The sequence below is a fragment of the Candidatus Nitrospira allomarina genome, from assembly GCF_032050975.1.
GTDB classification, from domain to species: Bacteria; Nitrospirota; Nitrospiria; order Nitrospirales; family UBA8639; genus Nitrospira_E; species Nitrospira_E allomarina.
In genome coordinates this window covers 4,324,887-4,337,094 of the sequence record NZ_CP116967.1, presented here as the reverse complement: position 1 = coordinate 4,337,094, position 12,208 = coordinate 4,324,887, and the positions used below count along the sequence as shown (strand labels likewise).

Annotated in this window: 12 protein-coding genes; 11 read left to right on the top strand and 1 reads right to left on the bottom strand. The window is 51.2% G+C overall.

Going from position 1 to position 12,208, the window contains the following annotated elements; all coding sequences use genetic code 11:
• Positions 1–101: 101 nt before the first annotated feature.
• Positions 102–272, top strand: coding sequence for a hypothetical protein (locus tag PP769_RS18860; RefSeq protein WP_312643213.1), 171 nt, complete (start codon positions 102–104; stop codon positions 270–272).
• 905 nt (positions 273–1,177) lie between these two features.
• Here the strand turns inward: PP769_RS18860 and PP769_RS18855 are convergent.
• Positions 1,178–2,188, bottom strand: a complete 1,011-nt coding sequence (locus PP769_RS18855) for a TIGR04086 family membrane protein (protein WP_312643211.1) — start codon at positions 2,186–2,188, stop codon at positions 1,178–1,180.
• Between the two features lie 377 nt (positions 2,189–2,565).
• On the opposite strand from PP769_RS18855, the gene PP769_RS18850 reads away from it, so the two are divergent.
• From PP769_RS18850 to PP769_RS18805, 10 genes are all read left to right on the top strand, one after another.
• The gene (locus tag PP769_RS18850) at positions 2,566–3,012 is read left to right on the top strand and encodes a VOC family protein (protein ID WP_376753459.1); all 447 of its coding nucleotides are present in this window, start codon (positions 2,566–2,568) and stop codon (positions 3,010–3,012) included.
• Positions 3,013–3,092: 80 nt separating this feature from the next.
• Entirely contained in the window at positions 3,093–4,115 is a 1,023-nt protein-coding gene (locus tag PP769_RS18845) for a methyltransferase (RefSeq protein WP_312643206.1), read from the top strand.
• A gap of 57 nt (positions 4,116–4,172) precedes the next feature.
• The gene (locus PP769_RS18840) at positions 4,173–4,595 is read left to right on the top strand and encodes a VOC family protein (protein WP_312643204.1); all 423 of its coding nucleotides are present in this window, start codon (positions 4,173–4,175) and stop codon (positions 4,593–4,595) included.
• Positions 4,596–4,661: 66 nt separating this feature from the next.
• Entirely contained in the window at positions 4,662–6,713 is a 2,052-nt protein-coding gene (locus PP769_RS18835; protein WP_312643202.1) for a sigma-54-dependent Fis family transcriptional regulator, read from the top strand.
• Between the two features lie 29 nt (positions 6,714–6,742).
• Positions 6,743–7,183, top strand: a complete 441-nt coding sequence (locus PP769_RS18830; RefSeq protein ID WP_312643200.1) for a VOC family protein — start codon at positions 6,743–6,745, stop codon at positions 7,181–7,183.
• Between the two features lie 350 nt (positions 7,184–7,533).
• Positions 7,534–8,106: a DsrE family protein gene (locus PP769_RS18825; protein WP_312643198.1), complete on the top strand. Its 573-nt coding sequence runs from the start codon at positions 7,534–7,536 to the stop codon at positions 8,104–8,106.
• Entirely contained in the window at positions 8,103–9,752 is a 1,650-nt protein-coding gene (locus PP769_RS18820) for a bifunctional metallophosphatase/5'-nucleotidase (RefSeq protein ID WP_312643196.1), read from the top strand. Before PP769_RS18825 ends, PP769_RS18820 begins: the two co-directional genes overlap by 4 nt.
• A gap of 405 nt (positions 9,753–10,157) precedes the next feature.
• Positions 10,158–10,652, top strand: a complete 495-nt coding sequence (locus PP769_RS18815; protein WP_312643194.1) for a DoxX family protein — start codon at positions 10,158–10,160, stop codon at positions 10,650–10,652.
• A 134-nt stretch (positions 10,653–10,786) separates the two neighbouring features.
• Positions 10,787–11,332 carry a hypothetical protein gene (locus PP769_RS18810; RefSeq protein WP_312643192.1) on the top strand — a complete coding sequence of 182 codons (546 nt, stop codon included), beginning with the start codon at positions 10,787–10,789 and terminating at the stop codon, positions 11,330–11,332.
• Positions 11,333–11,466: 134 nt separating this feature from the next.
• Complete coding sequence (locus PP769_RS18805) at positions 11,467–12,153, top strand: SDR family NAD(P)-dependent oxidoreductase (protein WP_312643189.1); 687 nt, start codon at positions 11,467–11,469, stop codon at positions 12,151–12,153.
• Positions 12,154–12,208 lie beyond the last annotated feature (55 nt).

Below are 12,208 nucleotides of genomic sequence, written 5' to 3'. Positions count from 1 at the left end.
CGGCTGAAGTCCCGGCCGCAGTGTATTGGACAGACGTACGATTCGTGGCAGGCAGGTCGGCGAGCGATCCACATAGTCCAGCCTAGTTATGTTGTTATCTGATGGCCGATTCGACCAAAAGATTATTGTCATTAAGGGCTGGGCTGCCGTTGAAGCCCAATGCCCTGGTCTCTCCGTTCAATTCCATAGCTGGAGCGCTGGTCAATAAAAAAGCATTCGCCGTCGATGAACACCTGCGCATTTGCGGTCTGGGGAGTCACGGCAGCCGCTAAAAAATCGACAGGCACTATATCAAAAGAGGGCTGCATGCTCAAAAAACGTGTTTAGCTGATTCTGGTCGGGGAGGCCCCGGAATTCGTTTGAACCATTGTTCTGAAGGCCCTCTTTCTCCCTTCCCCGAAAAGTTCGCTGATCAGGTTACGCCGCATCAAACTCTGTAGGAACAGACGAATTTCCCATTGCAAGCGGAAAATTATCCAGTTCAGCCTGGGCGTCGTATTATTTGGGATCAATAGGTCGCTGTAGACGATCATCACCAGCTCTTTCCTAACCGCAACTGTGGAAAACAGATAAACGGCCTCCGGTCCACCCACACACGAGAACCGTGCCACCAGGCAATTGAAAAAAGCGCGCTCAATGCCCCAAGAAACACAGGAAATTGCCTGCGATAGCTTTACCTAAGCCAGTCCGCATTTGGCTAAGGGGATATTGAAGTTGGTGGAGCTTCACGGGGTCATGTGGATGCCGCATGGAGCAGGGAAGGTTGAAGAGAATCGGTGCTGTCCAACCTGCAAAAAATAAGACAGGATTACCTGTCAGATCCTAAGAGAAAGGTATTATCGATCAAGAATACTCTTGAGAAAATAACTCCTCTCTCCATCACATCCGTTAAATATGATTATCGGCAATTGTAATCTAAACACGGAAAAGCTTATATGGTCAGCCGGAGGACAGATATCCTCCGGCATCTTGTTGCTCATCCTTCCTCACTTTACCGTAGGAACTTCAGAATTCGTCTGTAGAATTTCTCTTGTCCTAAAAAACAAGAGACTTAATTCGTTCTATTTCATCAGGTCCGAAACCGTGAACCTTTTCTATGAGGTCCTCATCCCTTTTGACTTTACTTACAAAATTCATCGCCATTCAACGGTATGGCTAAGGATGGCTTTGATTTTTCTTATAATCGTGTAGTAAGTCCTGGTTCCACGAGATCCTTTGGTGCACCTATCATTCCACCAATTCCTGCTGCGGACGCTCCAAAAACCAGCGCAATAAATGTCCAAATGGAAGCTTGGGACACGGCTTTAGCTGTGGCATTGGCGGCCTCAAGAGCTTGTTCCTTAGCTTGCCCTTTGAGCTCATTGTACTTGGTTGTGGCGGTCTCGTAGGTTCTCACCCAACCATCTACCGTCTGCTCTGCTTCCTGCCGACTCATATTCGTTCGCGCGACCAACACGTTGGTAAGGGCATCCTTGTCGATTTCCGAAGCGGCGTTCTTTCCCTCTCTGATCATCCGTTCAAGTTGGGATATCAACTCCTCATCAGTTTGGTTCGGGTTGGCTGCTGTTGTTTGAACCGATACTTTTAAATTCTCAGAAGAATTTTTTGCCTTGTTCTCAAGGGCCTGAGGTTGCAACTTCTCTTTTCCCGTTTGGCGAAGGAGTAGCTGTGCTTGTTCTTGTATGTCCTTCCACGTCATGTCAGCATCTTCGAGGTGCTTCGTGGCGAGACCGGTGATATTAGGAGCCACTGCCGCTATGCCTTGCCCTGTGGCGGCAAAAGCATCGCCCATGACTCCAAAACTGCCGGTGAGAATACTACCTGCCGCACTGGTGAGAAAGTATATGGCCACGAGAGTTGCCGCCCCCCAGGTAATAAACCCGTGAAGCAATCCATCGGTTTCTTGCGGCATGCCTGCAAGGCGCCCCGCCACCCAGCCTCCGGCGAAGAGAGCAATTATGCTGACAACTACCCACCAGATGGCCGCCCCGAGACTAAAGGATGATGCCGACGGTGTCTCTCCGTTCAAGGGGTCAATGGTGCTTGCGCCAATTCCGATACCAAAAAGGCTCAGTGTGAGTTGAACCACCAGAACGATAATGATTCCCGCAAATATTGCGGCCCATGAGATCCGTCTTATCGCCGCGGGGCGATATTCTCTCGGGTCTTGTGTTGGGACTGTAGCCATAAGAAACTCCTCCGTAAAAATTTTAATGTGTTTTAGGTATCATTTTACGATAGAGGATACGGGGGGGACTGAATACATACAAATTGTGTTAGTCACGCTGGAAGTTGGCGGGTTTAGAGCACTTGTGGTGCGGTTTTAAAATGAACATGAGAATATTACGCATGTTGACTATTCGTCAGGTGGCGATATACCGGCACTGCTATGGTCACCGATTATCCTCTTTCACACAAAACCGGATGGTTTTCATAAAGAAAACAAAGGAAGTCAGTTGTTGAAGGAAGGGCAAGGTAAGGAATGTTTTTTGCGAAGACCGTGCATGAGGGGAAAACAGAAATCTTGTGAAGAGTATTTTAGGAGAGAAGGGAGGGAATGTAGGGATGAAGGCCCAATATTTAGGACATGTAGTGTTTTACGTCAAAGATCTCGAACAGTCTTTGATATTCTATCGTGATGTGGTGGGGTTCCAGGAAGTTGGAAAGATTTTCGGAGGAAAAGCGGCGGCGCTTTCTTCCGGCCGGACTCATCATGAACTGCTGCTAATTCAAGTCGGCGATGTGCCGGGACCACCATCGGGATCGAGGCGGGGCCTCTATCACATTGGTATTAAAGTTGGGGAGAGTCTTGATGACCTTCGTGCTGCTAAGCAGGATCTCGATCGGGCCGGAATCCCGGTTGGGGGGATGAGTGACCACACTGTCAGCCAAAGTCTCTATCTTCAGGACCCCGATGGAAACGAAGTGGAACTCTATGTTGATGCGCCGGAGGTGGATTGGAAGCGCAACCCGGAATTGGTGCTGGCGCCGATCAAACCCCTGATGTTGTAACCTTTTTGCATAGTTCATCCGAAGGGGCGCAGGCCTCGGCATCGGTTTATTCTTCGAGCTGTCTTACATAGGAGCATATTATGGCAACAACGAAACCCACTGAAGGCCCTTCACCTCAATTATTTTTTCAAACCGTCAATGGGCATATGCGAACGGCAGCCCTAAAATCCGCCCTCGAACTGGAACTGTTTTCGGCCATCGCGGAAGGCCATCGCACCCCAAAAGCCTTGGCTCACCGATGTGGAGGTTCTGAACGAGGGCTGAGAATGTTGGGAGATTATCTGACAGTGGGAGGTTTTCTGACCAAACAGGGGGAAGAGTATCAGTTGACTTCTGATTCCGAATTATTTTTAACGAAGACGTCGCCTGCCTTTTTAGGGCCGACTCTGAATTTTATGTTGTCATCTCCTCTCGTGGAAGGATTCAAACAGCTCACTGCTGCGGTACGCAAAGGGGGAACGGTGGTCGGGGAAAAAGGAACTTTGGCGCCGGAACATCCGGATTGGGTGACCTTTGCCCGTTCCATGGTGCCATTGATGAAAGGTCCGGCGGAGTGGATTGCTTCCTGGGTAAAGGAGAATGCGCCCGATACCCGCAAGGTCCTGGATGTGGCAGCCGGTCATGGAGTGTTCGGCATCGAAATCGGTCGCAAATTATCAGAGGCCGACATAACCGCTCAGGACTGGCCCAATGTATTGACGGTCGCCAGAGAGAATGCTCAAGCAGCCGGGATTGCCAAGCGTTTCCGTGAATTGCCGGGGAGTGCTTTTGATGTGGAATTTGAGAAAGATTATGACGTGATCCTTCTCACGAATTTTCTACATCACTTCGATGTCGCGACTTGTGACACTTTTTTGAAAAAGGTTTATGGCTCGCTCAAGGCCGGGGGATTTGTCATTACGGTGGAATTTATTCCTAATGAAGATCGCATTTCTCCGGGGCCGATGGCGGAGTTCTGCTTGATGATGTTGGCCACCACTCCCGCCGGGGATGCCTATGTCTTCAGTGAATATGACCGTATGTTCCGCCATGCCGGTTTTGGCGAAAGCCACATGCAGGATATTCCGGCATCCAATGAACGGGTCATCATTACAAAAAAGTAATGGGGCTCTTGAATCTTTCTAAAATTTTGCCATTCAATAATGGAAGGAGAAACCCAAATGCCGGTTCAAGTCTATGGAGTGAATCATATAGTGATTGAAGTTGACGATGCGCAGAAAGCCGTCGAGTTTTATGCGGATGTCTTCAATCCTGAGATGCTACGAGGCGGTGAGGGGGCTGCCTGGTGCAAAATGGGAGAGCATCAGTTTTTGGCAATCTTCGAAGTGAAAACCCTTCAACCGGATCGCACCAAACATTTCGGCATTATGGTCCGGGATGACGCCCAGGTGAAGGAAGTTCGCGAAAAAATCACTAAAAAATACGGACTGGAGGTCCATCCGGATTTTCGATGTGATTTCCGGGATCCCTGGGGCAATCGGATCCAGGTCGGAGATCTGCATGATGAATCCTTGGTCTGGCTCCTTCCCTACCGGGAGGTCCAGGATATCGGGATCACATTTTCCTCGCCTTCTAAAGGTTGACGACCCGAGGCACAAAGGGGAAGATCGCTTTGTTTTGTCAGGGGGAATCGGCGATACTGTATCCCTATGGATAAACGCACGCAGTCGGTTTTGGGAGATCAGTCGTCGCGCTATCAAGCCCTGCTCGAGGTCTCCGAGGCGATCGCGGTTCACCGCGATCTCACCAACCTGATACAGGACCTGGCTCATCGCCTGCCTGGTATCGTTCCCCTTAATTTCATCGGGCTGGCTCTCCATCGGCCAGAGCGAAACACTATCCAGGATTATATTATTCAGGCCAATATTCCTGCGGATATTCAGGGCGGGAAAGAGTGGGCTTTGGATGCCCATCCGAGTGGCTGGGTGTGGCAGGCGCAGCAGCCATTGATTATTTCCGACCTGACTCAGGATTCCCGGTTTCCAATGGTGCTTCCCTTAATGCTTGAAGACGGCGTGCAGTCGTTATGTACCGTCCCGCTGACCACAGCCGTACGCCGTCTGGGATCACTCGACTTCGCCAGTGTTGAAAAGGACACCTACCAGGAGTCGGAATTGACGTTTCTGCTGCAGGTCGCCAGGCAAGTGGCGGTTGCGGTGGACAATGTCCTGCATCAAGAGGAACTGTACCGCGAGCGGGATCGTCTGCAGGTTTTGTTGGAGGTGAACAATGCCATCGTGTCGAAGCTGGAACTTGGGGATTTGTTTTCGACGATGGTCACGTCCTTGCGACGGGTGATTCCGCATGAAGCCACCAGTTTATATTTCTATAACCCGGATGGGGAGAACTTCCATCGACAGGTGCTGAATTTCCCGTTAGGGAAAGGCTTGTTGGGGGGAAGCCATTCCATTGCGCTTGATGACACGCCGGCCGGAGAAGCATTTCGATCACGAAAAACGGTGTGTTGGGATGAAGCCGATCTGCAGCAATTTCATTCCGTCACCGCCCGACAGTTGATCGCGGAGGGTGTGAAATTCGGATGCTGTGTGCCACTCATGCTGCCCGATCGGGTCTTGGGGACGTTGAATGTCGGCAGCACCCGTCCTTCAGCCTTTTCCACGGCGGATGCCGATCTGCTGACGCAGGTCGCCGGGCAAGTGGCGATTGCCTTGGATAATGCCCTTGTCTATCGGGAAATTACCGAATTAAAAGAAAAGTTGGAAAAGGAAAATATCTATCTCCGGGATGAAATTCGGACAGAAGCGAACTTCGAGGACATTGTCGGGGAGAGTCGTGGAATCAAGCATGTCCTCCAACAACTGGGTATTGTGGCTCCGACCGATTCGACCGTGCTGATATTGGGTGAGACGGGCACAGGCAAGGAACTCATTGCCCGAGCTCTCCACCAACTCAGCACGCGAAAAGACCAGGCCTTTGTGAAAATTAACTGTGCGGCCATTCCTACGGGTCTGTTGGAAAGCGAACTGTTCGGTCACGAGAAGGGTGCCTTTACAGGAGCCATTTCTCAAAAAGTCGGTCGCTTTGAACTTGCGCATCGCGGAACCATTTTTTTGGACGAAATTGGGGAAGTGCCATTAGAGTTGCAGTCCAAGATGCTTCGGGTGCTTCAGGAACAGGAGTTTGAACGATTGGGCGGGACGCGCACCATCCGTGTCGATGTTCGACTGGTTGCCGCCACCAACCGCGATTTAATGCAGATGGTGGAAGCCGGAGAGTTTCGCAGTGACTTGTATTACCGGTTGAATGTCTTTCCCATCACGGTTCCCCCCCTTCGCGAACGGCAGGAGGATATCCCGATTCTCGTTCGGTATTTTGCCCAGCGGTATGCCACCAAAATGAAAAAGCCCATTGAGAGCATTCCCGCGAAGGCGATGGAACGTCTGGCAGGCTATCCCTGGCCGGGGAATATTCGCGAACTGGAAAACCTGATTGAGCGTGCGGTGATTCTGTCCCAGGGTTCCGAATTGGCTGTCCCATTATTGGACCTCAAAGCCAGCCTTCAGCGGTCGACTCAGCCCATAACAACATTAGAAGGAGCCGAACGGGATCACATCCTCCGTGCTCTGCAGGACACCAAATGGGTGATCGGCGGCCCTTCAGGCACCGCGGCACGGCTGGGGATGAAACGCACCACATTGATTTCAAAAATGAAAAAGCTCGGAATTTCCCGCCCGACCTAATGGTGTGTAGCCAACTGTGGAGAATGTCTATGCAAGGATTTCTGGATCACATTGTTTTGAACATCGAAGATGATGAAACCATAATTGATTTCTACACAAGAATTCTGATGCTACCGGCAGAGCGCCTCGAAGACTATCGTGCCGGACACGCACCGTTTCCTTCCGTTCGCATTAATCAGGATACCGTGATCGATTTATTTCCCAAGAAGTTGTGGGAGCAAAACACTTCGACAGAAAAAGGTTTCAGCAATCTGAACCACTTTTGCCTTTCACTCAATAAAAAAGATTGGGAGGACTTACATGGTCGACTTCGTGACCACAGGATTGCTATCAGCGAAGGGCCTGTTCAACGGTGGGGGGCGCGGGGAACAGGAACCTCTATTTATTTTCCCGATCCTGAGGGAAATACCATCGAGGCCAGATTTTACTCCGAGGATGATCATGACAAGAAATGTTTTTTGGGGTCATGATGATGCTGTTGGTGCCATAATCCGGCATGGCCGTTCTACACATTCACGCCTTGCCGGTTCGATAAGACCTGCCTTTTTCGCAACCCAGCGCTTCTTATTATTTGTTTTTTTCTCAGTTACAATTCGAAATTTCGTCAATCGGGTTTCGACCATCTGACCCATTCCCTCATTTCGTGTGCAGCAGGTTTTTGGTTTGAACCTGCCGCATGTCATCTCCTTTAGTCCGACTTTCGCCCATCACTCAAGGGTTTTAAATAGTTTTGACAACGGCATGAAGTGGTATGGTGGGATTGTCAAAGGCGAACATTCCACGATGAATACAAACACCTCATTCACAAAGGAATTATTCTATGAAAATTATTCTCCTGAGCATTCTGGCATTGGGAATGGCCACCCCCGTTTTTGCCGATCCGATCGGAAATCCCGAATATAAACATCCTGTCATTAAAGACCACGGCGGAATCGTGGTATTACCCGACGCCGCGCTTCCTCCACAGAAGAACTCAAAAGTGATCATTGACATTACCTCCGATGAAAAATCAGGTGGTGTGCTCAAAGGATTCGACCGGGCGGCATTGATCCTCAATCAATATACCCAAGCGTCGGCAGGGATCGACCATGGTTTCAAAATGGCTGTCATCCTGCACGGGGCAGCCACCAAGGCGGCTCTGACGCACGAAGCCTATGCCAAACATGCCAATTCTTACGTGAAAGATCTGGGGAAGACGCAGAATCCGGATCTGGCATTAATTCGAGAGTTAAAAAAAGCAGGGGTTGATATTTACGTGTGCGGACAAGCCGCGGCCCACCACGGGTATGCCGCGAGCGACATCGCTCCGGATGTAAAGATTGCGGTGTCTGCCGCAACCGTGAACATCAATTTGCAAATGGACAATTACGCATACATTTCATTCAAGAAATGAACTCCGGAATCGTACCTCCCTTCACGGAAGACCGTCATGGCAACAGCGGACACATCCTCATCGGTGTACAGCGGCGGAGTCTGTTATTTCTCGTAACAATCTTGGCAATGGTCATTCCTGGCTTCAATGAGGGTGTGGCCTTTTCGAACGAATTTATCCTCGTCCATACGAACGATTTTCACGGTCGCTATTATCCCATTGAAGTAACGTCCGACAATGTGACCGCGCAAACCGGTGGTTCCGGCGAAGGGGGAGCTGGCCTTACACGAACCGGGCGGGCGGGTGGTTTTGCTTGTCAGGCCACCTTACTTCGTCAACTTCGTGAAGCTCGCGGTGATGAGAATGTATTTGCGGTTCACGCCGGCGATACATTTTCTGACGATCTGCTTGGGAATCTCACCAAGGGTGAGGCGGTGATCCGGCTGATGAATGTGTTGGGTTACGATTTCCTCGCACTCGGCAACCATGATTTTGACTACGGGTGGGACCGAACACGAGAACAGGCTGCTCTGGCCGATTTCCCCATGCTGGCGGCCAATGTCACCTTACGCGAGACCGGTGAGCCGGTATTCGGACAACCCTGGCGGGTGGTGACCCTTGGGGGCGTCAAAGTCGGCTTTCTGGCGCTCGGCTACCACAATACCGGCCATACCACCAACCCCGAAAATATTACGTCGCTGTCTTTTTCCAATGGCATTGATGCAACTCGCCGGTATCTGCCCGAATTGCGGGAACAGAGTGATGTCGTGGTGGTGGTGTCACACCAGGGAATGGCCGTTGACAGGAAACTGGCGCGAGAGGTCAAAGGTATCGACATTATTCTCAGTGGCCATTCGCACAATTGGACCGAACCGCCGGAAAAAATTCGCGACACCTGGTTGGTGGAGGCATTTTCGAATGGGGTGCTGGTCGATGAATTACGGGTCCGGATGAATGACAAACGGGTTGCCGATGTCGAACAAACCCTGCACGTGCTGTGGAATGATCAATGTCAGCCCGCTCCGGATGTGTCGGCGATGATCGATAAGCTGCGCGAACCGCATCGTCAACAACTTGAAGCGGTTGTGGGCACGGCTGGGGAGGATATTGGCCGGCAGTACAAGACAGCCAGTCCGTTCGACCAACTGGTGGGCGAGATCCTGCGTCAGGAGACCGGCGCCGATGTGGCGTTGCTGCCGGGTGTCGGATACGGGGTAACGCTCCGTGCGGGGCCGATCACCCGCGAAACCCTCTATACCCTGCTGCCGCACCCATCAAAACTGGTGACCTTAGAGCTGAGCGGTGCGCAGATCCGCAAAATTCTCGAAGAAAGCGCGACGAACCAGAAACCCGCTGACCCATTAGCCATGGTCGGTGGCTTAATCCAAACATCGGGGATGGGGTGGACGGTGGATTACCAGCGTCCCTCAGAGAGCCGGATTACGGATGTGACGGTTAACGGAAAGCCTCTCGCACCGGACGCTCTCTATCGGGTGGCGACGCACAGCGGCATGCTGGCCGGCATTCACCGCTATACGACATTCGCCCAGGGGCGCAACCTTCGGCGGAGCGATCGTCTTCTCACGCACATCGTTGAAGAACATCTGCAACGGCGTGGCAGCGTGTTTGCGCCGGCGGCGGTTGACGACATCCTGATAAAGAACTGACCACTCTCGATAATTGAAAGATGGCCGAATAAATGCCCGGCGAAATTTGTGTCATCAACCTCGGGGGTGCTCAGCCCGCCATGTGAACTTCTTCATGAGAAAACCAAAAGTACTGTACGAATCCAATTTTTGAATAGAAAACCTTCGCCACTTTGTCCTTGCCCTTTTGACGTTCCCTCGTCACGAGTCGATATATCGTCATTTTTTGATTCGACACACATCCGCTGAGTCACCAGAGCCTTCCTTGAAAAGCTCAATCAATCAAGGAGTTATGTGAGTATTTTTCCATCAGGCAAGCTGGAACGGCTCTTGCCATATGTAAAGGGTAAGAGTTCAACAAAGCTTTGGTGAGAACACACAAGAACAAAACAATCAGATGTATTCATTCACAAAGGAGAGTCAGCCATGAAAGCATTTTTTCAAACAGAAGATCGGTGGGCGCCGGTGATTTTGCGAGTGATGTTGGCGCTGGTCATTTTTCCTCATGGGGCTCAGAAGTTATTGGGATGGTATGGAGGAAACGGGTTTGAGGGCACCATGGGATTCTTTACGCAACAGATGGGTCTGCCCTGGGTGATTGCCTTTCTGGTCATCATGGGAGAATCGGTTGGCGCGCTTGCACTGGCCGCCGGATTCATGACGCGGTTCACCGCGGCCAGTTTGGGAATCATTATGCTGGGGGCCATCGCGACGGTGCACTGGTCCAACGGGTTTTTTATGAACTGGTTTGGCCAACAGGCCGGCGAAGGGTTCGAGTATCACCTGCTCGTCATTGGCATGGGCCTTTCGTTAATGGTGACAGGCGGCGGGAAGTGGTCGGTCGATCAGGTCATTGGAAGGTGGCTTGCACGGCAGGAATCAACCCACGTGGATGGGACTCGTCGGACTGCGGCAGCTTGAGTGATAGAAGTGTTCTAGTCATAAATCTTAAAAAAAAAAGGAATCACACGATGATACAGAACCAAGAAAGAATAAGTCGCAAAGCCCGTCAGGATTGGGGCAGTAATCATTCAATAACCATAAAGGAGGAAGTGATGAACCGTACAATGAATTTCCAGGTAATTGTGTTATCAGCAGTGATGGGTATGTTTCTTCTCATGTCCGGTATCGGGCACGCGGACTCTAAAGGCGTCAGCCATGGACACAAGCAGGTCACCGGAGTCGTGACAACGGAGAAAGGCGGTATTCTCACCGTCAAAACGCCCACGGGAGACTATTCTTTGACCGAAAATGCTTCTCATCGGCATGGCCATGCGGTCCCCAAGGTGGGAGATGAAGTGACCTTGGTGCTGGATGAGAACAACGCGGTCATCGAGGCGCATCCCAAAGGCGAAGAAGGCACACATCAATTCTATACGGGGAAGTTGGTGTACATGGGGAAAATGAATAAAGAGATTAAATTGCAGACATCTGATGGAGAAAAGGTGTTTCCGCTTGGTCGGCTGGAAATCAAAACCAAGCCCATTGAGGAGGGCGCCTTGGTCACGGTTGAAGTGAATGAAGGCGGCACGGTGATCGACCTTCATCGTGCTTCGCATGACGAAAAAAGCATCAATGCCAAAGGGAAAACTCACGAGTAACGAGTCGGGTGTTAGTATTCGGGTGTTAGTATGATGTGGCTCGAACTCTTGCCGGGTGGTGAGAGATCGGGCCCATCTTCTGAGGCGGAGAATCGTGGGAAGAGAAAAAGGCAGAGAGACAACGAAGGAGCCGAATGATGATATCCCTGAATGGAAAAGTTGTCATGATCACAGGGGCCTTGGGTGGATTAGGACAGACGGTGACCGAGAAGTTCTCCCAAGCGGGTGCCAAGGTAGTGGTGGTGGGTCGGGAACTTCCCGAGAAGCTTCCGGAAGGGCGGCTGGGCATTTCAGCGGATGTCACCGATGAGGCTGAGGTTCAGCGGCTGATGAAGGAGACCGTGCAAAAAGCTACACGCATGGATTGTTTGATTAATCTGGTTGGAGGGTTTGCCATGGGTCGCCTTTCGGAGACGGAAGTATCGGTATGGACCAAAATGGTATCCCTTAATTTGGCGTCGGCCTTTTTGCTGTCGAGGGAGGCGACTCGCCTGATATCAAAGCAAGGTTCCGGCCGGATCATTCATATGGCCGCTCAGGCCGCTGTTGATCCATTTCCTGGAGCCGGGGCCTATATTGTTTCTAAGTCCGGTCTTGTTGTGCTGATCAGGGTGCTGGCTCTGGAGTTAGCTGGTTCGGGGGTGAAAGTGAATGGGGTGTTGCCATCCACTATTGATACGCCGGCTAATCGACAAAGCATGCCTGACGCCGATCCCAACGAATGGGTGAAGCCCGAAGCCATTGCCGCGCTTCTTGTGTTTCTCGCCTCTGATGAGGCTGAGGCCCTGAATGGGGCACTCATTCCTATCGGGTCATCATAGGAATGATGTTGGATGAATTGGTTGATGTTTCAATTCGCGGTGTGAAGGGTAAAAT